30 protein-coding genes, 4 tRNA genes and 2 pseudogenes are annotated in these 23,763 nt (G+C 63.9%); 19 read left to right on the top strand and 17 right to left on the bottom strand.

Annotated features, from left to right (window positions below):
- Window positions 1-21 precede the first annotated feature (21 nt).
- The 4 genes and pseudogenes from B8W69_RS14505 to B8W69_RS30630 form a co-directional block, all read right to left on the bottom strand.
- Window positions 22-354: pseudogene (locus B8W69_RS14505) on the bottom strand (enoyl-CoA hydratase/isomerase family protein); the annotation flags it as partial.
- An 83-nt stretch (window positions 355-437) separates the two neighbouring features.
- Complete coding sequence (locus B8W69_RS14500; RefSeq protein WP_085290475.1) at window positions 438-731, bottom strand: hypothetical protein; 294 nt, start codon at window positions 729-731, stop codon at window positions 438-440.
- A gap of 20 nt (window positions 732-751) precedes the next feature.
- Complete coding sequence (locus B8W69_RS14495) at window positions 752-1,189, bottom strand: Rv1443c family protein (protein WP_165762617.1); 438 nt, start codon at window positions 1,187-1,189, stop codon at window positions 752-754.
- Between the two features lie 48 nt (window positions 1,190-1,237).
- Window positions 1,238-1,474, bottom strand: coding sequence for a hypothetical protein (locus B8W69_RS30630; protein ID WP_165762616.1), 237 nt, complete (start codon window positions 1,472-1,474; stop codon window positions 1,238-1,240).
- Window positions 1,475-1,985: 511 nt separating this feature from the next.
- Between B8W69_RS30630 and B8W69_RS14485 the strand changes: the two genes are divergently transcribed.
- Window positions 1,986-2,408: a hypothetical protein gene (locus B8W69_RS14485; RefSeq protein WP_085290472.1), complete on the top strand. Its 423-nt coding sequence runs from the start codon at window positions 1,986-1,988 to the stop codon at window positions 2,406-2,408.
- 149 nt (window positions 2,409-2,557) lie between these two features.
- Window positions 2,558-2,764 (top strand): hypothetical protein, encoded by a 207-nt coding sequence (locus tag B8W69_RS30315; protein WP_133058000.1) that lies wholly within the window; start codon window positions 2,558-2,560, stop codon window positions 2,762-2,764.
- Here the strand turns inward: B8W69_RS30315 and B8W69_RS14480 are convergent.
- Both B8W69_RS14480 and B8W69_RS14475 read right to left on the bottom strand, forming a co-directional pair.
- The gene (locus B8W69_RS14480) at window positions 2,744-4,246 is read right to left on the bottom strand and encodes a wax ester/triacylglycerol synthase domain-containing protein (RefSeq protein WP_245843252.1); all 1,503 of its coding nucleotides are present in this window, start codon (window positions 4,244-4,246) and stop codon (window positions 2,744-2,746) included. The two genes, B8W69_RS30315 and B8W69_RS14480, sit on opposite strands and share 21 nt — an antisense overlap.
- Before the next feature lie 178 nt (window positions 4,247-4,424).
- Window positions 4,425-4,961 (bottom strand): DUF5994 family protein, encoded by a 537-nt coding sequence (locus B8W69_RS14475; protein ID WP_281255227.1) that lies wholly within the window; start codon window positions 4,959-4,961, stop codon window positions 4,425-4,427.
- Window positions 4,962-5,700: 739 nt separating this feature from the next.
- Between B8W69_RS14475 and B8W69_RS14465 the strand changes: the two genes are divergently transcribed.
- Together B8W69_RS14465 and B8W69_RS14460 are read left to right on the top strand one after the other, a co-directional pair.
- Window positions 5,701-6,504, top strand: a complete 804-nt coding sequence (locus tag B8W69_RS14465) for a transglutaminase-like domain-containing protein (RefSeq protein ID WP_181447404.1) — start codon at window positions 5,701-5,703, stop codon at window positions 6,502-6,504.
- Window positions 6,505-6,669: 165 nt separating this feature from the next.
- Window positions 6,670-7,137, top strand: a complete 468-nt coding sequence (locus B8W69_RS14460) for a DUF5994 family protein (protein ID WP_085290468.1) — start codon at window positions 6,670-6,672, stop codon at window positions 7,135-7,137.
- Window positions 7,138-7,668: 531 nt separating this feature from the next.
- Here B8W69_RS14460 and B8W69_RS14455 read toward each other — a convergent pair.
- Both B8W69_RS14455 and B8W69_RS14450 read right to left on the bottom strand, forming a co-directional pair.
- On the bottom strand, window positions 7,669-8,721 hold the full coding sequence (locus B8W69_RS14455) for a glycosyltransferase (RefSeq protein WP_085290467.1): 1,053 nt from the start codon (window positions 8,719-8,721) through the stop codon (window positions 7,669-7,671).
- Window positions 8,718-9,887, bottom strand: a complete 1,170-nt coding sequence (locus tag B8W69_RS14450; RefSeq protein WP_245843248.1) for a glycosyltransferase — start codon at window positions 9,885-9,887, stop codon at window positions 8,718-8,720. Before B8W69_RS14450 ends, B8W69_RS14455 begins: the two co-directional genes overlap by 4 nt.
- A gap of 227 nt (window positions 9,888-10,114) precedes the next feature.
- On the opposite strand from B8W69_RS14450, the gene B8W69_RS30625 reads away from it, so the two are divergent.
- From B8W69_RS30625 to B8W69_RS14440, 3 genes are all read left to right on the top strand, one after another.
- Window positions 10,115-10,252, top strand: a complete 138-nt coding sequence (locus B8W69_RS30625) for a hypothetical protein (RefSeq protein ID WP_165762615.1) — start codon at window positions 10,115-10,117, stop codon at window positions 10,250-10,252.
- A gap of 767 nt (window positions 10,253-11,019) precedes the next feature.
- Window positions 11,020-12,654, top strand: coding sequence for a fatty acyl-AMP ligase (locus B8W69_RS14445; protein WP_085290536.1), 1,635 nt, complete (start codon window positions 11,020-11,022; stop codon window positions 12,652-12,654).
- 44 nt (window positions 12,655-12,698) lie between these two features.
- The gene (locus B8W69_RS14440) at window positions 12,699-13,502 is read left to right on the top strand and encodes a GAF and ANTAR domain-containing protein (protein ID WP_085290465.1); all 804 of its coding nucleotides are present in this window, start codon (window positions 12,699-12,701) and stop codon (window positions 13,500-13,502) included.
- A gap of 5 nt (window positions 13,503-13,507) precedes the next feature.
- Here B8W69_RS14440 and B8W69_RS14435 read toward each other — a convergent pair whose 3' ends face one another.
- The 3 genes from B8W69_RS14435 to B8W69_RS14425 all read right to left on the bottom strand — a co-directional run bounded on the left by B8W69_RS14435 (window position 13,508) and on the right by B8W69_RS14425 (window position 15,442).
- Window positions 13,508-14,266: a GAF and ANTAR domain-containing protein gene (locus B8W69_RS14435; protein WP_085290464.1), complete on the bottom strand. Its 759-nt coding sequence runs from the start codon at window positions 14,264-14,266 to the stop codon at window positions 13,508-13,510.
- Window positions 14,267-14,309: 43 nt separating this feature from the next.
- Window positions 14,310-15,017 carry a GAF and ANTAR domain-containing protein gene (locus B8W69_RS14430; protein WP_085290463.1) on the bottom strand — a complete coding sequence of 236 codons (708 nt, stop codon included), beginning with the start codon at window positions 15,015-15,017 and terminating at the stop codon, window positions 14,310-14,312.
- 353 nt (window positions 15,018-15,370) lie between these two features.
- Window positions 15,371-15,442, bottom strand: a tRNA-Val gene (locus B8W69_RS14425).
- Between the two features lie 181 nt (window positions 15,443-15,623).
- On the opposite strand from B8W69_RS14425, the gene B8W69_RS14420 reads away from it, so the two are divergent.
- The 5 genes from B8W69_RS14420 to B8W69_RS14400 all read left to right on the top strand — a co-directional run bounded on the left by B8W69_RS14420 (window position 15,624) and on the right by B8W69_RS14400 (window position 17,688).
- Window positions 15,624-15,696 (top strand) — tRNA-Gly (locus tag B8W69_RS14420).
- A 28-nt stretch (window positions 15,697-15,724) separates the two neighbouring features.
- Window positions 15,725-15,798, top strand: a tRNA-Cys gene (locus tag B8W69_RS14415).
- Window positions 15,799-15,813: 15 nt separating this feature from the next.
- A tRNA-Val gene (locus tag B8W69_RS14410) sits at window positions 15,814-15,888 on the top strand.
- Between the two features lie 215 nt (window positions 15,889-16,103).
- A complete protein-coding gene (locus tag B8W69_RS14405; protein WP_085290462.1) occupies window positions 16,104-16,901 on the top strand; it encodes a ubiquinone/menaquinone biosynthesis methyltransferase in 798 nt (265 codons plus the stop codon).
- 511 nt (window positions 16,902-17,412) lie between these two features.
- Window positions 17,413-17,688, top strand: a complete 276-nt coding sequence (locus B8W69_RS14400) for a hypothetical protein (RefSeq protein WP_085290461.1) — start codon at window positions 17,413-17,415, stop codon at window positions 17,686-17,688.
- 4 nt (window positions 17,689-17,692) lie between these two features.
- On the opposite strand, the gene B8W69_RS14395 is transcribed toward B8W69_RS14400, so the two are convergent.
- Window positions 17,693-17,992 carry a hypothetical protein gene (locus B8W69_RS14395; RefSeq protein ID WP_085290460.1) on the bottom strand — a complete coding sequence of 100 codons (300 nt, stop codon included), beginning with the start codon at window positions 17,990-17,992 and terminating at the stop codon, window positions 17,693-17,695.
- Between the two features lie 78 nt (window positions 17,993-18,070).
- Complete coding sequence (locus B8W69_RS14390) at window positions 18,071-18,532, bottom strand: universal stress protein (protein ID WP_085290459.1); 462 nt, start codon at window positions 18,530-18,532, stop codon at window positions 18,071-18,073.
- Between the two features lie 167 nt (window positions 18,533-18,699).
- On the opposite strand from B8W69_RS14390, the gene B8W69_RS31995 reads away from it, so the two are divergent.
- The 3 genes from B8W69_RS31995 to B8W69_RS14375 all read left to right on the top strand — a co-directional run bounded on the left by B8W69_RS31995 (window position 18,700) and on the right by B8W69_RS14375 (window position 20,147).
- Window positions 18,700-18,999, top strand: a complete 300-nt coding sequence (locus B8W69_RS31995; RefSeq protein WP_085290458.1) for a hypothetical protein — start codon at window positions 18,700-18,702, stop codon at window positions 18,997-18,999.
- A 247-nt stretch (window positions 19,000-19,246) separates the two neighbouring features.
- Window positions 19,247-19,522: a hypothetical protein gene (locus B8W69_RS14380; protein ID WP_085290457.1), complete on the top strand. Its 276-nt coding sequence runs from the start codon at window positions 19,247-19,249 to the stop codon at window positions 19,520-19,522.
- A 103-nt stretch (window positions 19,523-19,625) separates the two neighbouring features.
- Complete coding sequence (locus B8W69_RS14375) at window positions 19,626-20,147, top strand: hypothetical protein (protein ID WP_085290456.1); 522 nt, start codon at window positions 19,626-19,628, stop codon at window positions 20,145-20,147.
- A gap of 77 nt (window positions 20,148-20,224) precedes the next feature.
- On the opposite strand, the gene B8W69_RS14370 is transcribed toward B8W69_RS14375, so the two are convergent.
- From B8W69_RS14370 to B8W69_RS31795, 3 genes are all read right to left on the bottom strand, one after another.
- A complete protein-coding gene (locus tag B8W69_RS14370) occupies window positions 20,225-20,725 on the bottom strand; it encodes an Rv2253 family sensor-like surface protein (protein ID WP_085290455.1) in 501 nt (166 codons plus the stop codon).
- 71 nt (window positions 20,726-20,796) lie between these two features.
- A complete protein-coding gene (locus B8W69_RS30620; protein WP_165762614.1) occupies window positions 20,797-20,940 on the bottom strand; it encodes a hypothetical protein in 144 nt (47 codons plus the stop codon).
- Window positions 20,941-21,457: 517 nt separating this feature from the next.
- Window positions 21,458-22,009: a nuclear transport factor 2 family protein gene (locus B8W69_RS31795; RefSeq protein ID WP_281255226.1), complete on the bottom strand. Its 552-nt coding sequence runs from the start codon at window positions 22,007-22,009 to the stop codon at window positions 21,458-21,460.
- Here B8W69_RS31795 and B8W69_RS14360 point away from each other — a divergent pair.
- From B8W69_RS14360 to B8W69_RS14350, 3 genes are all read left to right on the top strand, one after another.
- Window positions 21,924-22,142: a hypothetical protein gene (locus B8W69_RS14360; protein ID WP_085290535.1), complete on the top strand. Its 219-nt coding sequence runs from the start codon at window positions 21,924-21,926 to the stop codon at window positions 22,140-22,142. The genes B8W69_RS31795 and B8W69_RS14360 overlap by 86 nt on opposite strands.
- An 86-nt stretch (window positions 22,143-22,228) precedes the next feature.
- Window positions 22,229-22,603: a DUF4189 domain-containing protein gene (locus B8W69_RS14355; protein ID WP_085290453.1), complete on the top strand. Its 375-nt coding sequence runs from the start codon at window positions 22,229-22,231 to the stop codon at window positions 22,601-22,603.
- A gap of 116 nt (window positions 22,604-22,719) precedes the next feature.
- A complete protein-coding gene (locus tag B8W69_RS14350; protein WP_085290452.1) occupies window positions 22,720-23,061 on the top strand; it encodes a DUF732 domain-containing protein in 342 nt (113 codons plus the stop codon).
- Between the two features lie 34 nt (window positions 23,062-23,095).
- Here B8W69_RS14350 and B8W69_RS14345 read toward each other — a convergent pair whose 3' ends face one another.
- Window positions 23,096-23,446, bottom strand: a complete 351-nt coding sequence (locus tag B8W69_RS14345) for a DUF732 domain-containing protein (RefSeq protein ID WP_439330615.1) — start codon at window positions 23,444-23,446, stop codon at window positions 23,096-23,098.
- A 125-nt stretch (window positions 23,447-23,571) separates the two neighbouring features.
- Here B8W69_RS14345 and B8W69_RS14340 point away from each other — a divergent pair.
- A pseudogene (locus B8W69_RS14340) lies at window positions 23,572-23,727 on the top strand (aldehyde dehydrogenase family protein); the annotation flags it as partial.
- Window positions 23,728-23,763: the final 36 nt, after the last annotated feature.

Genomic DNA, 23,763 nt, shown 5'->3' with positions numbered 1-23,763 from the left:
CCGCACGGCGAGTGGATCGACTTATAGCCGTCCCTCGATACGCAGCTCGGGGTGCACCCAGTCGGGTGAGCGGCGTTCCTTGAACGAGCGGAAGCCCTCGATGGCCTCGGCGTCGGACAGGCTGGCGGTCATGCCGATGCGGTCATAGAGGCCCAGGTAGTTGTCGATGCTGGACTTGATGACGCCGCGGGCGCGCGGCGCGGTTCGACAGCATTGCGCGAGAATGTCTTTCGCCGCGTCCAGGAGGCCCTCGTGCGGCACCACACGGGTGACCAGGCCCCAGTCGAGGGCTTCGACCGCGGTGAGCACCCTCCCGGTGAACATCAGGTCGCGGGTGCGCACCGGCCCGATGAGGACTCCTCTCTGATCAGCGTCGCCGCGGGTACGTCGCGCCGCAACGCCGCTACGGCTCTTACGGTATCCGCGGTGCCGGGCGCCTACACGTAAGGCAGCGTCGCCGTCTCGGCCCTCGCGGACGCATCGGCGAGCACCGAAGCGAGTCTGGTTTGCAGGGTGGACGTGGTGTCCCCCACCGGCTTATCGCAGAACCTGCAGCGCGTTGTGAAGTTCGGCTGTTCGTGCTCGTCAGGCCAGAACCGGCGCGGCCCGACCTGGGCCCCGGGGTCGAACTGCACGGCCTGATGCGGGGCGTCCTTGAGGATGCGGCCGACGGGATGGCTTTGCGGGCATTCGAGTTTGAGCATGCCGACGCCCTCTTGGTTGCCGACCATGGTTCACCATCCTCTCGCTGTCAATGCAGGATCTGCGCCAGCTTGCGCCACCGCCGGTGCCGGTGGCGGAACATGACCCGGACGAAGGCGCGGGTGAGCAGACCGTGCACGCCGTCGTCGGTTTCGATCTCGTCGGTGTAGCGGCAGCTGCGGTCGTCGATGGGTTCGAACGTCAGGCGGTGATTCCAAGTGTGGACGGGTCCGCCGTGCTCGTTGGTGTAGATCTCGGTCGGGTCGAGTCGCTTGATGGTCAGGTGATGCGTCCATCCCGGGATGACGCCGAACCACCAGAGCCGTGCCGATCCCTGAGTGCCGACCTCGATGCGCTCGGGGACCTCGAGGCGGTAAGCCCGCAGCACCGGGCTGAGGACGTGCTTCATCAACTCGGGCTTGCGCGCCAAGGCGGAGGCCGTCTCGACCGGGATCGGCAGCTCCGTAGTTAGGCTCACCTTACTCATGCAGTTCAGGGTGGCTTAGCCGGCGCGATCAGGCAAGGGCGACGTGGTTCAGTGCGGCGGTTCTGGTGTCGCCGGGCCGGGCGCCGGGGCCGGCGAGGACGGTGCCGGTGGCGGAGCGGCCGACGGCGGACAGTCCGGCATGAAAATCCACACCGACGACCATTTGGCGGTGATCTTGTTGCATGCCACCGCGGTGATCGGCGAGGCGTTACTCGCCGAAATCAGCGCCGCGATGAGTCCGGTCACCAGCACAGGAAGAAGGATGCGGGACACGACAGTCAACATGGTTACCCTCCGCGACCGGCGTCCGTCCGAATGATGCCGCGACGTGCAGGTAACGCTACGGCAGAAGCCCCCGGGCCGCAGCGTGAGAAGTCGACGGCGTGGGATGCCTCGGTGGTGGGCTGGTGCAGTCAACTTTTCATTGACCTGGATTGACCTTGGGTGCGGCCCGTGGGCACGGCCGGCATGACCAGACATGATGAAAACCCTTGCGTGATGTAGCCGCAGCAATTCCCGCAGCTGCGGCTCAAAGGTATGCACTTCGAACCCGCGGGCCGGCGTTATCTCGCCGACTTGATTGGTGCTCCGCGTCGAGCCCATCAACTGACATACCTCCACCGCCCCCGCGACGGCCTCTACCGCGCAGCGTGAAGGTCCATCGGCACTTGAACGGCGTTGTCCCCCGGTGTAGGGGTTAAGAAGGCGAGGTTCGGACCTATCCACAGCACAGTTCCGATACGGCGAAGATCGAGCGCGTACAAGTCCGAAACGGCTCGTGAAGAGGAGAGGGCGATTGATCGGCGAGGAGCATGCCGACACGCACGGTGAGCTCGATCACCGGGCCGCCGAGGTCGATGAGCGCGAAAAGGCTCTCGTGCAACGCGACGCCGACCTACAAAAACGCGAGTGGCTCGTTGACGAGCGAGACCGGATCGCCGACGAGCGAGACCGGATCGCTGACGAGCGAGACCAGACCGCTGACGAGCGAGACCGGATCGCTGGCGACCGAGAGCAGAGTGCAGACACACGCGAGCGGGTCGCTGATGAGCGGGAGGGCACGGCTGCGGAGCGCGAACGCGAGCGACTCCGCCGCACAGCCGACCACGCGGACCGCTTGGCAGCCGGTGACCGGCGGGAACGCGCGGAATACTTGCGCGAGCAAGCCGAAATCTCTCGTGAGATGACCGCAACCAAACGACATCCCGCCGAAGAGTAACTCGTTTCCCGGAGGAGGGGCATTTCCTCACACGTATAGCGTCCGAGCGGTCTAAAACGTGGCCACCGCTGTCGTATGGAGGCACGGTCCTGCAGCGGTATGCGCCAGCAGACGTGAATGCCGCCGTCTGGTGGACTAGTGATCATGCAGTGGCCGCCGAGGTCCTCGGCGCATTGGGCATATTGGCGTCAGCGACGATCGAGCTGCTGCCGCAGCTGTCGGGAGATGAGCGGCCGAGTGATTACGCGAGTCTGGCTGCCGAACAAATCGACCTCGACAACGTAATCAACGAGTTAAAAGTTTTGGCCGGCAATGCTATTGGTCGACGCGAGCCATCAATAGGGCTGGCTGCGTGAACGATTCGCGGGGTGTGACGTCATCTCTGTGACGACGGAACGGCCCTGCCCGCGAGGAGATTCCTGTGCGGCCGCCAGCAGAATATCGACAGAATGCATGATCCCGGTCGCGATATCGTCGACCGCAGGCACATTGTCCGGGCACACACACACGCTCACATCCAGCTCATCACCACGGCAGGTCAGCGCAATGTTTAACCCACTTTCCTCGGCTAGGGGCGCCACCGTATGCATGCCGACGACCTTGGCGCCGGCGCAGTACGCCGGCACCGGCTCAACGGCAATGGAGGAGACACTGCCGTGACAGATCGGCCTGAGCTGATGCCGCAGGCCTGATCCCGTGTAGAGCTGCATACCCACCTGAGCTATGGCCGGCGGCACAAGCGAGGCCATGCTCTCCAAATCGATTGTGGAAGACCTACTTCCGTTGTCGCGGCCCCGGATCGCGTTCAGTCTTTCGGTGGCGGTATGGAGATTGGCGAGGACCTGCACAGGGTCGTCGAGGTGTACCGGGATGCGAAGCCGCCCGATAGTCAACGCCCTGCCAACCCTAGGGGGATACGTGACTGGTAGCTCGAACGGCATCCGCATCAGCAGCGGATCGTCGGGTACGTTGTCGTGCCGTTGCAGCCATGCGCGCAATGACAGTGTGCAGGCAGCTAGAACAACGTTGGTGATGCTGCCCCCGAACGCGGTGCTGACCGTCGTCACGTCTGCCAGCGGGATCGAGGCGAAGGCCACTGCGCGCCGCATGGTCAGCGGCGCGTTGAACACTGTGTGCGGCACCGGACCGCTCATCGACGATGCCACCGGGGCCATCGGGGCCCCTACGCGCATGCGGAGCAGCCGACCACTTACCGCCTGCAGGACACCAGATACTGTCTCGGCGATCAGCCACATTCCGGCGACATGGTTTTCGACGATCTCGGTCATCAGGTCGGTAACGAGGTCGCTGACGGAGGGCGCCGGGCCTAAGCTAGGCTCGGTCGACAAATTGTTGGCCGGGTCGGCGTGCGGTCCGGCGGTCAGCAGCCGCGGCCACAAGGACGCTGCCCCTGCGGCCCCGTCGTTCAGTGCAGGCGACATCTTCACCGCCAACGCCCACCGGCCGCCTGCCAGTCCGTTGATACTCCACGCTTCCCACAGCCGGCTAAGGCCATCCTGTCGCCCGGCACTCAACTCCGCGATGAGATCGGCGAGCTCTCGCCGACCGCCGGGAGCGCGAACCGTTGCGCGATGAATTTGCGAAGAAGGGTCATAGTCGTCAATCTCGGCCCACACGGGCTGCCCCACGCCCAGCGGCTTGGTCACGAGGCGGCTGCGAAATCGCGCCAGTTGCGGCAGCGACGCGGCCACCAGTTGGTGTAGCCGCTGGTGGCTGAGCTGATCGGACGCATCGATGATCACCAGCGTAACCGTGTGCGCAGGTGTCCTCGAGCTCTCTGTGTGCAGCGACAGCGCATTAGTCCCCGACAATCGCATAACCATCAGCGCCCCCCTTTCTGCAACGAAACATCTTGATTCACAACCTCTACCAATACTTGCCAACGGTGATGCGGACAGAACCACTCCACCAGCGGTGCCGCCTTAGTCGGTGACTAGTTGTTCACTTCGCTTGCGCCAGTTGCTTCTTCAATGCGATGAGTTGACTCTTGAGTCCCTAGCTATGGCGCGATGGAGGCGCGAGGGCCGTCGGGGGAAGACGACGGGAAGGTCCGCTCCGGGACCGGGGTGGTTCCCGACGATCGGCTGTTCTGCCCTGCGTTGCGAATTCCCAGCGCTCGCGCGCGGCGTCCCTCCTGGTGCGGCTCTCCCGGTCTTTCACGCTGATCATGAGCAGGGTATCGACGCTTGACACGTTGCCCGGAGCGGCAGCTGCCATCACAATCCCGTGCGCTTGATCGGGGTCGAGGTGAGATGGGACAACCAGCAAGCCAAACTTATTGCCTTTGGAGTCAAGGACTTCGACCGTATTAAACGGATGGCGGCGGTGTCCGTCGAGTTGGACCACGCGTCCGCCGCTCACAAGTTCGGTGGGCGTCATTCTCCATTCGGTGTTGTTGTACATCACACAACTGATCGCGCCCAGACGCATCGACAGAACTGCGATCAAATCTGGCAGTTGCGTCATCAGGTCATCACTGTATGGCCACCATGCACCGTCCACATACCCGATGCCACGCGCGGTGGGTTTCAACCGATACCGCGCCGGATGGATGCCCCGTGTGGTGTCCCACCTCGAGTTGTTGCGGGCTTGCCCTAGCGTCACCGCGACGCTCCCGTCTTGACCGCGATACCGGCCAATCATTCGAATCGGCGACGACATAACCCAGGACGATCACAAACGGAACACCGCCGATACGTTGTCACCCTACTCCGATCTGGCCTGGGACAAAGGGACGCGAGCGACTAACGCTCTGCCGGCCCGGTTTCTGCTACATCATGCCGCCGGACCAGGGATCGAACCCGGCCGAAAGTGATTCACCCGCGAAGGGGCATCAAGACCGAAGGTCCACGCCTTATTACCGGCTCTATCGAAGAGACGTGCTGCGTTTGTACACACAGTGAAGATTCGACGGCGGCCAGCCTAGTGCTGACTGCTTAACACCACAGTTGCGCACCAACGGCCATCTAGCAACAGACTACGAACGCAACTTGCTCAAATCGGTCGCTGGCTCCCAGGGTATGCGATACGCGGCACGGATAGAAGATTGAACGTGGACCAATTGTCGACGGTGTTACCGGGCAATGATGATGATCTTGGGCGGGGCGGACGCGCTGACAAACCACTGTTGCGGCGCCGACGATTTAGGCGTTTTGGGCCCTGCTAAGGATCGCGTTAGGGTCTGGATGAGGCATGTGCAGGGGACGCGTCATCCCTACCCCGCGCCGCCGCACGGCTGGCGAATCCGGAACGACTGGCGGATGATCACGGCATGAGACGCGAAGTGGGCGCCGAGATCGAAGTCGACATCACCGCACCCACGACGCTGGAGTTTCAGATTGCTGTTGCCCCGCATCCACGCACGGAGGTCTTTGAATCGCTGCGCTTCATCTTGGACGGACGGCCTATCCAGGCCGTGGAAGTCAGCGGTGTACATGGCAACCGCATCCACAAGTTCGACGCAGCAGTGGGAACACTGAGAGTCGACTACTCGGCGACGATCGTGGGTCAAACCGATCCGGCTCCGGTGAACGAATACGACCAGTCGATGTATCTGCGACCCAGCCGCTACGCCGAGGCCGATAAGTTCTATGGTTTCGCCGCAACCGAATTCGGCACCTATGGAGATTCGGCAACGCTGTTGGAGAATGTGAGCTCGTGGGTGGGCACGAGGCTGAACTATGTGCCCGGCTCAAGCGATCCGATCGACGGGGCGGTGGAAACCCTGCTCTCCGGCGCAGGCGTGTGCCGCGACTACGCGCATCTGGTGGTGGCGCTGCTGCGTGCGGTCAACGTCCCGGCCCGCCTGGTGTCGGTGTACGCGCCCGGGCTGCACCCGATGGACTTTCACGCGGTGGCCGAGGCTTTTGTCGAGGGGCAATGGCGGGTTGTCGATGCGACGCTGCTAGCGCCGCGGCAAAGCCTGGTGCGGATAGCCACTGGTCGTGATGCCTCCGACACCGCGTTTCTCGACAATCACAGAGGCGCAATCACGCTGAACCGGCTGGTGGTGACCGCCGTCGTTGACGGCGACTTACCCCGGGATTCGATCGACCAACTCGTCTCCATCCGCTGAGAACGCCCGGCCGGCTGGTTGCGACCATCAACGTGCCGTGGTTCGTTCTGGACATCCGAGTAGTGTGGGAACCGTTGGTGATACTTCGTACCTGACTATTCAAAGCCATGTCGTCGCCGATTCGAATGAGTTGGCCGGTCTCGCGGTCAAGACAGGAGCGTCACTATGACGCCGAAACAAGACCAGATGGACATCGGGCGCCGGCAAACCCCACCGGTACACACACCGCGCCTGAGGCTAAAGCCCAAAGCGCCTCAGAGCGGGTCTGTCGATGGGGCATGGTGGCCGCACAGTGACGACCTCATGGCGGAGCTACCGGATCTGCTGGCGGTGCTGTCTGTTCGACTCGGTCCGATTGGCCGCGTGATCTACAACATCGACGAATGGGCAAGGCCGCCCGCTAAGTTCCCGGTCGGGAGACGGATGGTACGACTCGACGGATATCGCCTTCAGCCAATCAACACCATCGAGGTCGTCGGACTCGATCGCAGCAAAATCGTCCTACTGGTCGTTTCACCGCACGCCGACCCAGACCAGGCACACACGATAATGATGACAGCGGCCAGCCCAAACAATTCCTTGACCGTCGAGGGCCTCATGATCAGCGCGGAAGAAAAGGAGACCCGGGTATAGACCCGCGCAGCCAGTCATCGCGCAAACCCATTGGAGATCAATGAAGCTCAGCCGTTTCGGCTTTCACCTGCCGCATCGGACTCTGCCATTCGCCGATTGAGAACCTCATTTGTTACATCGCCGCTCCCGATTTCGTACGTCGTCACAACCGGTAACTTGGCTATGCTGCAGACATCGTGGGTTTATCGAGTGCTGCCTCTTCGGTAGCCATCTGCGATAGCCGAATTAGTAGACCGGAGCGTCACGTGGCGCATCCTTTCCCCGCCTTCGAGCTCTACGGAGGAGGGCCTCCACCTCATGTGTGAGGTTTGCACTTCATGGGAGCGGGAGAGCTGCGCCAACTCGTGCGCAAATGCGCGTCAGGGTTGGAAGGTCGGAGCCATCGGCACCGTTAAATCCGCACGAAAACTCCTGGGGCTGATCGGGTATCACCCTCTTGGTCGATAACGTCACGCGGTGTCACCACTAGAAGATGTTGACCAAAATCTTGGCAGCAGTGGGCCGGTGCGGTCGGCCGAGAGCCGTCGCGGGCTACGTATTGCGAACCCGGTCCGAATCAAAGTCATTGCGGCACAATAGGAAATGCTGAGCATGCTGCAAAGTCGAGATCACCGCCAGGGTCGCCTCCGCGCCCTGGTTAGTGTCCACGCCGTCGGAGCGCAAACCGTCGTATCCACCACCTGTATCCGGGTCCCACATCGGCTCCCCCGCATCGTTGTCTCCCATGAACCAGGCGGCTGCGGCCTCGACGCCGGCCGGCCAAATCGGGTTGGTATCAACGGTGGCGGCGCGCGCGCACGCATCGGCGAGCGTGGACACCTCGGTCGGCCGCTGGTCGAATCCGGGCCGGGTGTCCTCGGCGCCTCTGCCCCCGGCGGGGGTGGGCGACAGATGACCGTCCGCCGTTTCGACTGCGACCAGCCACGCCAACAGCTCCAAACCTCGCCGACGCAGCGGCGCGTCGGCAAGCGCGGCGCCGGCACCGATCATCGCCTCGGGCACAACGGCATTGGCGTAGGTCAGTCGGGGCTCGGGCCACGGCCACCCCAGGTCTTTGTTCGGTGCAGGCACCGACGAGGCATAGTCGGTGAGTAGTGCGCGAGCCGCGCGGTGTGTCGGGTCGAAGACGAGAAGTTCGGCGGCACCGAGCGCCGCGAACGCCATCGCCCGGGGTAATATCGAGCGTTCCTGGGCGGCACGTTCGAACTGCATGATGGCCGACTGGCGGGCCCAGTCGACATTACTGTGCGCGGCTGCGGTCCCCAGACCCCAGATGCACCGCCCCCAGGCGTCCCCGAGGGCGGGTTCGTCGACCCAGCTTCCCGTGCCGTCCATCCGATTGCGGCATGCGCCAGTGAGAGCCTGTGCGTCGTTTAAGAACCGCAACGCAACACCGGCCAGACCGTTCAGTATTCGATCGGGGCCATGGTCTCGGGTGGCGACAACAAGCACCCGCGCCACATCGTCGGTGCAGTAACCGTGCTGGGGCAGGGGTTCGGCGAGCCGCGCGTGCATCAACGTGCCACGACGGTCGGTCAGCCGCAGCAGGTGATCGAAAATCGGCGCCGGAGACGTGGTGCTCATACCCGTGCCCGTCGCTGCGCGAGGACCCGATGCGCCAGCCGCTGGTACGCGCGTGCGACGGTTGGCCAGGCTGTCTCGGGCGCTAATCTCCTGGCCTCGGCCGCCATCGCACCGGCGAGGCGCGGCTCGGTCAGCACCCGGCGCAGGGCACAAGCCAGCGCATCCGGATCGTCATGCGCGACGACGATGCCGGCGCCACTGGCGAGCAGCTCGACGGCGTGCGGGAACGCCGTGGCCACGACCGGGCGGCCGCTCGCTATGGCGTCGACCAGAGCACTGGAGGTGACCTGATCGGTCGAGTCGTACGGCAAGACCACGACCGCCGCGGACTGTAAAAGAGCGGTGAGCATCGGAACGCTGCGGTGATCCGTGTCAAAGCACACCGAATCCGCGACACCGCTGCGCAGCGCCTGATCTATTCGGGCATTCCGGTACGCCTCGCCATCGGCGGCCAGCACCGTCGGGTGCGTTCTGCCCGCAACCAGGTACCGCGGCCGGCCGGGCAGATCACTGAGCGACCCCATTGCCTCGATCACCCGCTCGATGCCCTTGCCCGGACCCAGCAGGCCGCTGGTCAACAGGATGGGTCGACCGCTCCGCATGCAGGGTGCCTTCGTCGGAACGGTCGCGCCGTGTGGGATGGTGGCGACTTTGCGGGGCGCGATGTCGAAGCCCCGGCGCAGCCGTAGGCTGGCCGCCTCGGACATCACGACCACCTGGTCTGCCCGGTCGGCGAGCACCTCAAGAAGCGAACGCTGGTGTGGCGTCGGGTCTTTCGGGATAGTGTGAGCGACCAAGATCGACGGGATGCGCAGTCTGTCGACGATGCCCAATACTTCGGCGCCGTCGACGCCTCCGTAAATGCCGTACTCATGCTGGATGACGACAACGTCGCGCTGGTTCAGCAACTCGGCGCATGCTGCGACGGATGCCGCTGAGCCATTGACCAGCTCTCCGATGACGCGGGTGCTCGCGGATGGCGGGCCGTCGGATACCCGAACGACGCTGACCTCGGCGCCATTGGTGCTCAACCCGTCGGCCAGCGCGGCGCTGAACGACGCCAGCCCCGACGCTGTCGGTGGATACGTACCCAGAATGCCGAAACTCGTGGCGTCGGAAAGCCCTTGCCGCCCAGAGGAGTCCGTCGAACATGGAAATTCAACCAAGGCGCTCAAGGCAATCCCAACTAAAGGTGGCCACCTGCGTGCCCGGTATGAGCGGTTTGCTCGGTGCGATCAGCGGCGTATGACTGACTCAGCCCGGACTGCCTGGATTTCCAACTCCTTTGAGCCTACACCCGCCAATGCGTCGGCGCGACGACCGAATATCCCCGCCGTGGGGTACAGTCGCAGAACCGGGACCCACCCAGGCCCCCATGACGAAGGGGCTAGCGATGTCCGATAAGTCTCCTCGACGAGCCATGAGCAAGAAGTCCGGAAAGTCATTGAAGGAGAGGCGCGCCGACAAGCACGTCAAGGCAGCCCGCCGCGCCGCAGCCACCGATGCGCTGCTTCGCACCGAGAAGAGCTGAGGCGCAACGCCGTTCGTTCGCACTAGCTGTCGCCTGACCGAAATCCACCGCGTGCGTTGAAATTTGCCGGGCCGACTGTGCCCAGTCTGCCCGGCGATCGACGCCGTGTTTGCTCTCTTCCATCGAGCTTGTCCGTCGGGTCCTCGGCGCTCATCGGCGACTCAGGATTCGGAGCCGGCGCAGCCGCCGCGGCGAGCCACCCGACGAGCGCCTAATCGAATAGGCGAAGTCCCATCTCGATGGTTTGACGCAGCAAAACTCTGGAATGCGGATTTCAAGGTGTACGGAACAATCACCAAGTTCAGCAATTTCCGAGCGCCTTGCGGTATCGTTTGTCACGGTTGATTGCGCAGCCCCCGGAAACGTCCGGCGGCGATCGGTAAGAGATCCCCGCCCGCAACGTGACTGGACACCCGGTTAATTCGACGGTCGAAGGATTGTCCTTTCGGACTGCCCCTGACGGAGTCCGATGGTCAGGCGTTGGTTGCCCCCCCGTCCGCAACATCGGCGCGCCCCGCTGGCTGATTGCCCGCAACTATCTACCGTCAGCGTGCCCGAGTGCTCGAGACCGCGCTTCGATCGGAGCGACGAAACATTCATCGTCCACCTCATTTCCCGGCGGACGGCACTCCCAATTTCGACGACAGTTTGGCGCTGCAACACCGACGCATTGGCTTCGTCCGGACGCGCGGGTCCGCAGTTGGATGGCCCGGCGCCCGGCCGGACGCCGACTGCGGCGCTGCTGCGCCGGAACCAAAGGAACGGCCTTGAGCAAATTCACCGAAACCATGTATGACACCGCCCAGTCCAGTTCGAAGGGCCTGGTGACCGGGGAACCGAATTGTCCCGTCCGACACACCTGGGGCGAGGTGCATGAGCGCGCCCGTCGGATCGCGGGTGGCCTGGCCGCTGCGGGGGTCGACCGCGGTGACGCCGTCCCGGTGCTGGCCGGTGCTCCCGCAGAGATCGCGCCCGCCGGGCAGGGAATCTGGATGCGCGGCGCCAGCCTCACTATGCTCCATCAGCCCACGCCACGCACCGACCTTGGGCGCTGGGCCGAGGAAACCGCCGCCGTCATCAAGATGATCGGCGCAAAAACGGTCGTCATCTCGGACCCGTTCGTGGCCGCGGCCCCACTTCTTGCCCAGCTGGGAATGCGGGTGCTGACAATCGAGCAACTGCTCGCCAACCAGCCGATCGATCCAGTCCCGGCCGGCGAAGACGACGTTGCGTTGCTGCAGTTGACGTCTGGTTCTACCGGGTCGCCGAAGGCCGTTCAGGTTTCGCACCGCAATGTCGTTTCCAACGCCGAGGCAATGTTCATCGGCGCAGAAGTCAACATCGATACCGACGTGATCGTGAGCTGGCTACCACTGTTCCACGACATGGGCATGACCGGTTTCTTAACCGTGCCAATGTATTTCGGCGCGGAGCTGGTCAAGGTCACGCCGATGGACTTCCTGCGCGACACGTTGCTGTGGGCGAAGCTCATCGACAAGTACAAGGGTACGATGACCGCCGCGCCGAACTTCGCCTACAAGATGTTCGCCAAACGCCTTCGTAAGGTGGCTCAGCCCGGCCAGTTCGACCTGTCCAGCCTGCGGTGGGCGCTGTCAGGCGCCGAACAAGTCGAACCCGCTGACGTCGAAGACTTTTGCGAAGCGGGCAAGCCGTTCGGGCTACGTCCGGAGGCGATCCTGCCCGCTTACGGTATGGCCGAGACGACCGTGGCCGTGTCATTCTCCGAGTGCGGCGCGGGCCTGATGATCGATGAGGTCGACGCAGACCTGCTCGCCGTGCTCCACCGGGCCGTTCCGGCGACCAAGGGCAAAACCCGGCGACTGACAACACTTGGCCGTCCGCTCAAAGGGCTGGAGGCGCGCATCATCGACGACGACGGCAACATCCTCTCCGCCCGCGGCGTCGGCGTCATTCAGGTGCGCGGCGAACCGGTGACCGAGGGTTACGTGACGATGGGCGGTTTCGTCCCGGCTTTGGACGACCAGGGTTGGTATGACACCGGCGATTTGGGCTACCTCACCGAGACCGGACACCTCGTCGTCTGCGGCCGCGTCAAGGACGTAATCATCATGGCCGGCCGCAACGTCTACCCCGCCGACATCGAACGCGCCGCCGGGCGCGTCTCCGGGGTCCGGCCCGGCTGTGCCGTGGCGGTGCGCCTGGAGGCCGGACGTTCGCGGGAGACGTTCGCTGTCGCGGTGGAGTCCAACGACTGGCAGAACCCGGCCGAGGTGCGCCGTATCGAGCATCAGGTGGCGCACGAGGTGGTCGCCGAGGTCGATGTCCGGCCTCGCAATGTGGTGGTGCTCGAGCCGGGAATGATCCCGAAGACGCCGTCGGGGAAGCTTCGACGCGTCCATACGCTGACGCTCGTCGGCTGACTCTGGGGACGCCGCGAAGAGTAAGTTTGTCGGAGGAGGCGATATTGACCGACTTCGACGCCCAGCCCGGTCGCACAGCGCCGGCACAATCCGAACCCTCCCCCGCCCAACGGGAAGCAGACGAGGCGGAACTGTATGCCGGGCTCCGCGGAGTGGCCGGGATCGTGGCGGGTGCCCAAGCGGTGATCGACCTCCTTGGGGACGTCGCGGAGTTTGCCGCCCAGGCGATTCCCGATGCCGACGGTGTGGGCGTCGCCTTGATCGAACCGGGACACGGCATATCCAGCGTCCGGACGTGGGCGGCCACCGCGACACTCGTCGACGAGATCGACACCGTTCAGTACGACGAACTCAACGAGGGGCCCTGCATCACCTGTATGCAGTCGCGGCGGGCCACAGTCAGCGGATCGCTGGGCAGTGACAGCCGTTGGCCGCACTTCGGCGGCCGCGTGGCGCGGATGCGCGTGCACTCCGCTCTAGCGCTCCCGTTGATCGTCGCCGACGAGGTGATCGGGGCGATCAACGCCTATGCCAAAACCCGCGACGCCTTCGGCGAGCACGCGGTGCGGTTGGGCTCGCAGTTCGCCAGGCCCGCCGCGGTATCGGTGCACAACGCGCAGTTGCTAGCCAACGCCCAGCAACGGACGCTGCGATTGCAGCGCGCGTTGGACAGCCGCGCGGTGATCGACCAGGCGATCGGCATCATCCGTAGCAGGTCGGGCAGCACCGCCGACGAGGCCTTCGGCCGGCTCGCCCACATCAGCCAGACCGAGAACATGAAGCTGAACGTCGTCGCCGAACGGCTGGTCGAAGAGGCCGTGCGGCGTGCCCGCGCACGGCATCGCTGAACCCGTCAGCGCGGTGGCGCGGCCGCGAGTTCGGTCAACTCCGCCAGCATTATCGGGCGGGAAGCCCGATCGGTCATCAATCTGCGGGCGACGTCGGTCAAGTGTTGGCGTTTGGCCCGCGCGTAGGTGCGCAACAGATGGAACGCTTCCTCCACGGACACACCCAGCGTTTCACGAAGGAAGCCTTTGGCCTGCTCGATGATGACGCGACTGGTCAGTGCGGAGCGTAGTTGCGGCATGACGGTGGAAGGTGTGGGCGGGTGTTCCGCCAGGATCGCAACGCATGCGATGTGAGTCAGGGTCTGGCCGACGAGCAGGTCGGCCTCACTGAGCTCGCCCGGGCGGGTGCCGAACAAACCCAACGCGCCCAACACGATGCCGGCGGCGCGCATCGGAACGGCGTGCACGGAGGCGAAGCCCGCCCCCACCGCGGCGGGAACGAACCGCGGCCACCGCCCTGCCACTCGTTGCACGTCAGCTATCGAAACCGGTCGAGCCGTGGTGTAGCAGTCCACGCATGGGCCTTCGTCGGCTTGCAGCTGGAAGAGTTCGAGTGCACGGGCCTGCTCCGAGGTGGCGGCCAGCAGCCGGAGCTGGTGCAGCGGGTCGGCGAGCAGAAATCCCGCGGCCTCGACGTCGAGCAGCTCGGCACATCGCTCGGTGAGGTCGGTCAGCAGGTCGACGATGTCGAAGTCGTCGAGCAGGCTGTCGACGAGCGAGACGACGGCGTCCAGCACCCGGGTTTCACGGGGAGTGTCAGTCACAGTGCCTCCTTCCCGGACGAGTTCCTGCCTGTGCGAGCCCGCATTAGTCGGCCTCTAGCTTCAGCCGGCGCTCGAGGATGTCGCGGGCCACGTCGGTGGCGCTGCGGCCCGTGGCGTAGGCGTGAGCGCGCAGCCGGACAAGGGCCTCGGCCGGCTCAACCTCCAGCTGGGCGACGAGCATTCCGGTGGCCTGGCTGACCTCCGAGCGGCTCAGCGTGTTGAGTTCGGCCCAGGCATTGCTGGTGGGGTCAGCGACGGCTGCCTGCAGGTCGGCGTCCAGGAGGTCCAGCAGCGGGATGCCCGCAAGCTCCGCGGCGGCGACCGCGCCAACCAAATCCTCGTCCGGCGGCGGGCCAGGCTGCACCCGGAACAGGTCGAGGGCGCCGACGAATTCGCCGGCCACGACGACCGGTATCGCATAAACGCTTCTGACGCCGTGAGCCAGCATGGCGGGCCGGTAGGCGGTCCACCGAGCCTCGCCTGGATCGGCGAGGTCGACGACCAGAATCGGAATCCGCCGCGTGACAGAGTCCAGGCACGGTCCCTCGCCGAGCGTGAACTGCAATTCGTCGTACATGCGCGCGGCTGGGCTGCTGGATCCCAGTGTGCCGCTGCTAGCGCCGTCGAAGACGAGCGAAATCGCCGCTGCGTCAACCTCGAGGAAGATTACGCAAGCGTGGCATAGGGAGTCGGCGGCTTCTATCCCGCGCCGGCCGTCGACGGCGGCGATCAGCTGCTCGTGGATCGCCACATTTAACCGAACACGACTCCGGCAGCAGCAGAAGCGCCCGGGGGTCTCCGCATTAGCATCCCTCCACCTTTTCCTAGTTCGAGGGCTGTGACGAGCGTACCGCTGCTACCCGCAGGACTGTTCCGCCTCTCGTGACGCAGAGCGGCCGTGACCACGCATCGGTTCGACAGACAACAAAACGGTGGTTGACCCGTGCGGTTGGCCGGAGAATCCGCAGGGTGATCGCCGGACGATGGTCCGCCGGTCGTCCGCCGCGAAACAGGCGAAAAACTGCGGATTTTCGCCTGTTTCGGATGCGATCTCGAGGCCACCAACCTCGCAGAAACAAGTACCTGTCCTGCATCGTCTTGAGGTGGTCCCGGCTGGGATCGAACCAGCGACCTTCCGCGTGTGAAGCGGACGCTCTCCCACTGAGCCACGGGACCGGCGCCGAGATGGCGAACGACGTCGAAGATTAGCACGCGCCAGCCCCCGACAATACCGGCCTCGTCGTGTGCCAGGTCGTCGCGATAGCGTAGACACGGCTTGTACCAAGAAATTTGTATGTGCCCGCTCACGTGGACTATCGTCGTGCTTCGCACCGGGCGACGATCTCGTCCGAGGCGCGCGGATGTAGCGCAGTTGGTAGCGCATCACCTTGCCAAGGTGAGGGTCGCGGGTTCGAATCCCGTCATCCGCTCGAAGGTGCAAGTGGCGTGGACCCCAACGGTGGAGTGGCCGAGTGGTGAGGCAACGGCCTGCAAAGCCGTGCACACGGGTTCGATTCCCGTCTCCACCTCCAGCTTTTGGTTTCCCGGCGCGATTAGCTCAGCGGGAGAGCGCTTCCCTGACACGGAAGAGGTCACTGGTTCAATCCCAGTATCGCGCACCAAGGTTGCTCCACGTCAGATGTGGTTTTCTACCCCCAATTCTCGATGCGTGAACTGAACGTGAACTGCGTGGCCAGTAAGCACCGAGACTCGTCGGAGTGGGTGGCATCAAATCGCTCTCGCGCCGCGTCCAGATAGTTGGTCGGGTCGACTCTGCTCTCCTCTCGAACTAGCCGAGTTGGGCTACGCCCAGTCGCGGTAATTCTCGTAATTGCCGATGTCAGTACGCGTGAAAGCGCTTACGCTTTCGTCGACGAATCGGGGGCAACGTCGCGATGTTCGGAGGCTCCTGATGGTTACGCGGCGATGGAACGAGTCGGACGAAGCTAAGAGCAGGTACGTCAAGGAGCTGTTTTCGGCGCTGGCGCCGCGCTACGACGTGATGACCGATGTGTGGACGGTGGGGCTTCATCGCGTATGGAAGAAGCAGGCCATCGAGCTTTGCGCCCTTCGGCCCGGCGAACGGGTGCTGGATGTTGCGACCGGGACGGGCGATCTCGCGCTCGTGGAGGAGGCCGCTGTCGGGCCGGCAGGCGAGGTGGTGGCCGTCGACTCCTGCGCGGCGATGCTTGAGGTCGCCCGAGGCCGGCAGCGGGGGGCCGTCGACTTCCAGGAGGGCGACGCCATGGATCTGCGTTTCCCGGATGCATGGTTCGACGTGGTCACAATCGGCTTCGGGCTGCGCAACGTCGCGGATCGCGGGCAGGCGCTACGTGAGTTCTGGCGAGTCCTGCGGCCGGGTGGCCGGTTGATGGTGCTCGACTTCAGTACGCCGAACTCGAAGCCGTTGAAAGTCGTTCATGACTTGCTCTACTTCGGCGTGATGCCGACGGTGGGCTGGGCGTTTTCTTGGCATCGCGACGCCCACCATTACACGTCCGATTCCATCCGCACCTGGCTGTCGCGGGACGAGCTGAGCAAGGCGATGTTGGAAGCGGGCTTCGTTGATGCCCGCTCCGTCTCGCTGAGCACCGGTTTCGGAACGGTCCATTTCGGTTTGCATCCTGCAGATTAAGATCACAACGGCACATGAGACCTAGGCCCGGAAGCCCCAGTGGGGTCCCCGCCCCGCTGGCTAGCCCGTTGGTAAGGCATCGATGCTTGGACCGCCCGGCCCAGCGTGCACTCCCGATGGCCAATCCCCGCCGCGCCCGGTAGGAAAAACCTGAGACCGCATTTCTGCTGCCCACCAGCATCTTTCAGGCCTACCCACCAAGCCGGAGGCTACCTACGCCCTGAAATGGCGGACCGACCGGTATCACGCGAGGTGCTACGTTCCACCGCGGCAGGGGCCTGCTTTTGATGGACTGCCGATCGATTGACTCCGGGCCGTCGTGGACAACGGCGTTAATGTCTATCTCACCGACACGACCAAACCCAGTATCGCGCAACAGAGTTGTTGCAAATATGACGAACCCGGTCGACTTTGGTCGACAACGCAATCCGCCAAATGACGGACCGTGCCAGCACAAGTGGAGTAGTGGACTACTCGTGCCCGCGCCCCGGATCGCGGAAACGATCTAGCCATGAAATCCAACCTTGCACCTCCGACCGGGGCAACCAGGGTCGACGAATGGGAGAACGTCGAGGCAGCGTTCAGGGTTTTCGACGGCCCGGAGTGGAGTATCAACCACGGGCCACAGGCCGATATCGTGGTCTCCGTCATCGGGCGGCAATACGTTGACGGGCACGCTGAGTGTCAGGTCGTCATCGACTGTCCCGATACCCCGATCATCGCGCCGGCCGAAGCCCGAAAGCTGGCCCAGGCGTTGATTGCGGCAGCGGATGCCGCTCACGGATGACTTGCTACGGGCGCTCTTCAATCACACACTGAACAATCCCTTTGGCAAAGGACGGGTCGAATCCCGTCTGCGCTACCCTCTGAGCCTCAGCCGGAGGGGAAACGCCAGAATCGAGATCCTGCTCAATGACGCCGACGAGCTGCAAATTTTGGGGGTCATGTCCCGCCACAGGTTCAGTCATCTTTCCCACGCAGCTGCGGTAACCACTGAAGTCGGCGTGAGCGGACGCGACCATCAGCGTCGCCGGGGCGCTGAACAAGACGGCGATAGCGGTGCCGATCGCGGCGGCGGAGGTGAGACGCACGTCACATGATTACCCAGCTGTAGCGATTGGTAATCAGCAAACGATTGCCGGGCTGACCCGACCAATTCTCAACGAGGCTCAGGCGTCGGTGGTGTGCACGATCAGCACGTCGGTCTTGGCCCTGCGGGAGACGGCGGAAGGAACCGATCCCAGCAGCCGGCCGGCGACGCTGCTCAGTCCGACGTTGCCAACGACCAGCAGGTCGGCATCGACCTCCTCCGCGAGCTGCACGAGCACGTTGATGGGGGCGCCGACAACCGACTTCTCCTCGACGTTCGTGGCCCCGACTTGGTGCGCCCGCTCCCTGGCGTCGCGCAGGATCGCGTAGTACGGGGCCTCGCCCACCGTCCGGTAGTCCTGACCGTGGTCGCTGCCCGGCGGGATGGCGTAGCGGCCGCGTTCCTCGGGAACGGGGAGGTGTGCCGTCACAACGATCAATTTCGCGCCATGATCCGCAGCGATCGCGGCCGCGCGCTCCACCGCGCGCAGCGAGGAGTCCGAGCCATCTGTGCCGACCACGACCGTCTGATAGGCGCTCATTTCTCATGCAGTGTAAGGCCGGCGGCGGCTACTGAGAGGGAAAATCGATGTGGAATCGGTCCCCCACCGAGTTCCGGCCGGGCCGTTATGCACCTTCGAGAGGCGTGTTCACGGTGGCGACCCAAATTCGTGGTTGTCAAAGAACCCGAACGCGCAATAATGCCAGGATGCGTCTTATGTACGCCGCTGCGACGGTCGGCCTCGCCATTGCTGTGCCGATGGGTGCGCCGCCGGCTCACGCTGAAACAGGCGTCAATGGTTACGCTCAGTGCGTCGGGGGTGGCGCGAAGCCTCCCCCACCGGGAGTCAGCGCAGAGAATTGGTTCCCCAGCCTGCATGTGATCGATAACGACATCGGTTCTGGCATACCCTCGGCCGAAGTCGTTCGGAGATTGATCGATATGGGAGTCAAGCCAGAGGACGCCGCCACCCGAGTGCGGTGCTATCTGGCCAACCTGCCGCACTAGCGCAACCACCCCCGGCTAAATCGTCGTAAGGCGCACGTTTAGTTTTTGAAACACGTTGTGCGCCAAGACCTTTAATTACGTCTTGCCGAATGGTGGTGTGGCCGAGCGGGCTTCCCGTCCGCCGGCCGGGTGTCGACATGTGCCCATTCCGCCGATTCTGCGAGTTGAGCCGGGCATTTTTCAAACAGCCGAACCGTCTCCTGAGCTGGGGTTACGATCTGCGCAAGCGCTACAGATTCGAGGGGCTATGCATCGCACCCGACGTCTCGTCACCACCATGATCACCGCCGCCGCGCTGATGTTCGCGGCTGCCACTTTCGCCTACGCACCGCTCTCATCGGCCGATCCGATCTGCGGCGCGCCGGGAACGCCGCCATGCGCGGGTCCCAGCCCGTTGACGCCCGAGCAGCAATGCGCGTTCATCGCGTGGCGATCGATGATGCCGTGCAACTGGCTCGGGGTGCAGGTGCCGGCCGGCACGCCCGGCAGTTGGGACAACCCGCCTGCACCGCCGCAGCCGTGACGCCAGCCTTCATTGGTGGTTCCGGATGCTGGCGTCAACGGGCGCGAACTCGCGGTGAAATCCCCGAATGCGCTATCTTCTGGCAGTGATCAGGCCTGCTCACATGAGCGCACTCGCAGCGACGCTGGCGCTGACGGCGGGTTTGACCGCCCCCCACGTCACCGCCGATCCGAATTCGCAGCAGTCGCCTTTCCCGACGGGAAAATCCGGCACCAGCATCCATGTCACGGAGTACAGCACCGCGACCGCCGACGTCACGCTCAACAACGCGACCTGGGTCTCGTCCGGCTGCTCCGGCGGCGGGGGCTGCAACGTCATCGAACTGACCATCCAAGGCAAGTCCACCGCGCCGTTCAACTACAGCCAGGCCTCACTGACCGCCGCCTCTTCCCCGTGGCGGCAAGACCCGAACCGCGATGTCCAGGGCGGCTCCTCTCTGGTTGATTACCAGAAGATCAACAAGGTGCCGCCGCTGCGCTCGGGCAGCGTCACCAACGGCCAGACCGCCCACGGATTCATCGCCTACGACAGCACAATCAAGCAGGGCGACGTTTACATCGAGTTCAACGATCCCGACGCTCCCGCGGCACCAACCCCATTGGCGGGCTGGAAAGTCCATACCTGAGCGAATTATCTTGCGGGGCAACTGAATCTGCGCGACGGCAACGACGGTGCATAGCACGCGCAGTCGCGAAAGCAGATTCACACGCGCACGGCCGACATATCCATGTCGATCGTGCCCTGGCACGCGCCGCTCAAGATGTCGGTGTGCATGACGCCGGCGAGCGACCCATCGGGTTGGGGCGTGTAGCGCGTCTCGGCTCGGGCCGGATTCCATTGGATCGTGGTGTCAGGCATCATGCAGTCCCACTGAAAATCGTTGGTCTGTGACCAGGATTTTCCATCCCAGGTGAACTGCACCGGCTGCGGAACCGTCGGGTTGGTCGGCGGGGGGCCACTGACGATGGTGGCGACGCACTTCCCGCTGGTACAGGTCGAGCGGAACCCGTAGGTCTCGGTGTGCTGCGTCTCAGGGTCACCGACCGCCATGCTGGTCCCGGCCTTGGGGCCAACCATGAACGTGATCGCGTACTGGCCGTTCCAGGACGGATTGTCGGCGAAAGCCGCCGGGGAAATCTGCAGGGCAATCGCGAGCGAAGAGGCGGATACACCGGCGAAGCCTGTCAGACGGTATGCAGCCATGGTTCCTCCTGCGGGCCCGTACCCATCCAATAGTCATATGCCGAACCGTCGCCGACAAGGTTCTTTTCGCCTCACCAACCCCACTCGTTGTCGTCGAGGACATCCACTGTGAGCGCGTTGTCGGCGGGGCCCTTCGTCCCGTAGGTAAAGGTGAGCATGGTGCGGTCGTCGTCCAGGGGCTCAGTGGCAACGACGGTGGCGTGCCCGATCTTCATCCGGATCCTGTCTCCGGGCTTCAATTCGTCGATTCGCTTAAGGGGCACACTCAACCCATCAGAACCAGTGATCTGCTATTGCCGCAAACGCCTTGGTCATTAATCGCCATCTATCACGGCCAGAATGGGTCGCGAGGTGCCCCACGTTGAAGAGGCCACTAGAAGACGTTAGGGAAGCAGCCATTCCCTCGGTCGGGTTAAATAGTATGTGCCGCAATAAAATACGGCCCTCCCCGCTGTTTAGATCCCCGCGGAATGAGGATTCCTACCCTCAATCGGCTGCCGACGCCTCTTGTACAGCAAACAGGCTATGCGCCCAGTCTGCAAGCACCTCCAGGTTGAATCGAGGGTTGCGAGATCAAACCTTGGTTGCCCCGATGCGCTTAAAGGGATCTAACAACCAAGCTGAGCCACCGGTGTCGCCAACTTGGTCATTGGCACGATCACGGGCTACGCGGCGACGACGGCGGGGATGACGTTGACGGGGCGATGCGCGGTGCTGGATCCGCTCGTCTGGCTACCACCGGGCAGGTGCGGGCGCGTCGATCGTCAGCGGTCGTTGGTAGGACAGGTCGGCCCGATCTCGGGTACCGACAAGATATCCCTTCTCGGTGAAGAAGGAAGACCGCAACACTCTCGCACCGGCAATGAACATGCCCTCAACTGTCGACCGACGAACAGCGATCCGCCACTGGCCATTTCGCCGCTCGAGCCGGTCGATGTAGCGGCCGGTGATGAACTGGGTGCTCTTGGCATCGGGGCCGATGAGCACCACGATGACGTAGCTTTCGGCGTGCGCAGTGTCGCCGTCGAGATGACGACATAGCGATCGAGCGTGTCCCAGGCTGTAGCCATCGCATCCTCCACGAGAGTATGCCGAGTATAGAAGAAACGGATCGGCTCGCGAAGGGTGAATTCGTTCGTGAGACCCGCAGGTGGCCCGACGATTTCGCGCGGCGCCATCGCCGGAGCACAATGTGGGCGTGAGTTGGACGAGGTACACGGGCCGAGCGGACGCGGATATCGCCCTGGACGGCGAGGCACTGCATGCCGAGCTCGAAGACCGCATCCGCGTGGATAATCCGCATCTGACCGACGTCCGGCTCGAGCAGGCAACCGCGACCGAAGCTCGCGACGCCGAACGGAACCGGCGGTGGTACGACGTGACCTACCTGGCCGAAGACCCGGAAGACAACTCGTAGCCTGGCGCCGCGGCGGCCCATTTGCCTGCGCGGTCAGCGTCCTTGGCGCTAAATTCCTCTCCTGAGCATTGCAAAGGAGTGAAGCGGTGCGGTCGATCATTGCCATCGTCGTTGCGGTCGTTACCGGGGTCGTCGCGCTGCCGACGCCGACGGCCCGGGCCGACGACGACTTCGTTGCCCTGGCCGTGTCCGTCGGAACCGGACGAGCCGCCGGCTGGGGCACCGGGGGCAGTCAGGACCAGGCGAACCAAATCGCGCTGGCACACTGCACCGCCGAAGCCGGTGACGCCTGTGAGGTCGTGGCCGGCACGCGCAACGGCTGCGCATCGGTCGCGTTTGACCGCGCCTCCGGCCGTTTCCAGGGCGGCTCGGGTCCCGACACGTCGGCGTCCGCGAACGACGCGCTGGCCAAGCTGGGGTCACCCAACGGCCGGATCAAGACCACACACTGCTCGTCCTGACGTGCGCACGTCGCGCGCGGCATAAGGACACCGACTATCGTTCAAGAAGTCGTCCTTGACTCGCCGCCGATTTGGCCCGCGCACCGAGGGGAGGTCATGTCTTGATCAGGGTTGGGATGTGGTCGGCCGTCGGAGCAATTCTGTCCATCGCCGCGCTGGCCTTCGCAACGCCGGCAACAGCGGATGAAACCGACGACGCGTTCATCGCGGGCCTTGCCAAGGGTGGAATCACCATGCTCGACAACGACAATGCCATCGCGATGGCTCATACGGTGTGCACCAACGTCGCTACCAACCCGAACGTCTCGATGCTTGCGCTACAGCTGGCGAAGCAAACGGCCCTGTCGCCGAAGCAATCTGGCTACTTCATCGGCGCCTCGGTAGTTGCGTATTGCCCGCAATACAAGAACGATGTCGACCCTTCGTTTGGCTGGCTGATGCCACCCCCGCTCATGTGAGCACAGCTAGTGCAGCACAAAATTTTCGCTGTGATCAGCAGTGGTCGGTCCAGCATCGCTGCAGCGGGCAGTAGGTCGAATGCGCAAGGCTCACCATGGATCCGACGTCTCCGAACGTCACGTTCCTCGGATCCAGAGTCTGGTGGACGCTCTGGGCGATCTGGTCATACGTCCAGCCCCACCCGATGTCGTCGCAGATCAGGCGGCCCATTCCGGTGAGGGCCGCGTCGTGTTCGGGCGGCCAACTGAAACCGGCGCCGCGCAACTGGGCAAGGTATGCGTCGTCGAGGGGATCGGCGGTAGCGACCGCGGCGCTGGCAACCAGAGCCGCGCCCGCCAAGAGGGGGGCGGCCAAGGCGGTCAGCCTGCGAGGTGAGGACATCATGCGATTCCTTTCTTCTGGACGTTCACGATGCCGTCGACCCGTAGCGGCATGAAGTCGAAGAATAGGGACAGCCGGGAAAAAATGGCTTATGAACGGCTGAATAATCGGGTTTTTCGCACCGGTGAATGCGCGCGGGCTCGGTGTGGGTGAACAGGCACAGCGACATCGAACCCCAGGGCCTCTACGGCGGCTACAAGCAGAGCGGGTTCGGCCGCACCGGTGGCGTCGAAGGCCTGCACGAGTTTCTGCAGGTGAAGAACATTCGCATCAGCATGAGCTGACGTTCTGGAATTTCCGCCCCCATCGGCAGCGCTTGC

Origin of the sequence: Mycolicibacterium vulneris (genome assembly GCF_002104765.1) — a bacterium.
Taxonomy (GTDB): domain Bacteria; phylum Actinomycetota; class Actinomycetes; order Mycobacteriales; family Mycobacteriaceae; genus Mycobacterium; species Mycobacterium vulneris.
This window is presented reverse-complemented; position numbering and strand designations above follow the sequence as displayed.

What these genes read in the sequence shown, in the direction of transcription:
- B8W69_RS14400 (WP_085290461.1), top strand. Translation starts at nt 17,413, where the DNA reads ATGAAATCCAACCTTGCACCTCCGACCGGGGCAACCAGGGTCGACGAA.
- B8W69_RS14455 (WP_085290467.1), bottom strand. Translation starts at nt 8,721, where the DNA reads ATGAGCACCACGTCTCCGGCGCCGATTTTCGATCACCTGCTGCGGCTG.
- B8W69_RS30625 (WP_165762615.1), top strand. Translation starts at nt 10,115, where the DNA reads ATGTCCGATAAGTCTCCTCGACGAGCCATGAGCAAGAAGTCCGGAAAG.
- B8W69_RS14480 (WP_245843252.1), bottom strand. Translation starts at nt 4,246, where the DNA reads ATGCGATTGTCGGGGACTAATGCGCTGTCGCTGCACACAGAGAGCTCG.
- B8W69_RS14345 (WP_439330615.1), bottom strand. Translation starts at nt 23,446, where the DNA reads ATGATGTCCTCACCTCGCAGGCTGACCGCCTTGGCCGCCCCCCTCTTG.
- B8W69_RS30630 (WP_165762616.1), bottom strand. Translation starts at nt 1,474, where the DNA reads ATGTTGACTGTCGTGTCCCGCATCCTTCTTCCTGTGCTGGTGACCGGA.
- B8W69_RS14405 (WP_085290462.1), top strand. Translation starts at nt 16,104, where the DNA reads ATGTCAGTACGCGTGAAAGCGCTTACGCTTTCGTCGACGAATCGGGGG.
- B8W69_RS14495 (WP_165762617.1), bottom strand. Translation starts at nt 1,189, where the DNA reads ATGAGTAAGGTGAGCCTAACTACGGAGCTGCCGATCCCGGTCGAGACG.
- B8W69_RS14370 (WP_085290455.1), bottom strand. Translation starts at nt 20,725, where the DNA reads ATGGCTGCATACCGTCTGACAGGCTTCGCCGGTGTATCCGCCTCTTCG.
- B8W69_RS31795 (WP_281255226.1), bottom strand. Translation starts at nt 22,009, where the DNA reads ATGCGGTCTTCGAGCTCGGCATGCAGTGCCTCGCCGTCCAGGGCGATA.
- B8W69_RS30620 (WP_165762614.1), bottom strand. Translation starts at nt 20,940, where the DNA reads ATGAAGATCGGGCACGCCACCGTCGTTGCCACTGAGCCCCTGGACGAC.
- B8W69_RS14350 (WP_085290452.1), top strand. Translation starts at nt 22,720, where the DNA reads ATGTGGTCGGCCGTCGGAGCAATTCTGTCCATCGCCGCGCTGGCCTTC.
- B8W69_RS14500 (WP_085290475.1), bottom strand. Translation starts at nt 731, where the DNA reads ATGGTCGGCAACCAAGAGGGCGTCGGCATGCTCAAACTCGAATGCCCG.
- B8W69_RS31995 (WP_085290458.1), top strand. Translation starts at nt 18,700, where the DNA reads ATGCGTCTTATGTACGCCGCTGCGACGGTCGGCCTCGCCATTGCTGTG.
- B8W69_RS14380 (WP_085290457.1), top strand. Translation starts at nt 19,247, where the DNA reads ATGCATCGCACCCGACGTCTCGTCACCACCATGATCACCGCCGCCGCG.
- B8W69_RS14460 (WP_085290468.1), top strand. Translation starts at nt 6,670, where the DNA reads ATGACGCCGAAACAAGACCAGATGGACATCGGGCGCCGGCAAACCCCA.
- B8W69_RS14375 (WP_085290456.1), top strand. Translation starts at nt 19,626, where the DNA reads ATGAGCGCACTCGCAGCGACGCTGGCGCTGACGGCGGGTTTGACCGCC.
- B8W69_RS14465 (WP_181447404.1), top strand. Translation starts at nt 5,701, where the DNA reads ATGAGACGCGAAGTGGGCGCCGAGATCGAAGTCGACATCACCGCACCC.
- B8W69_RS14390 (WP_085290459.1), bottom strand. Translation starts at nt 18,532, where the DNA reads ATGAGCGCCTATCAGACGGTCGTGGTCGGCACAGATGGCTCGGACTCC.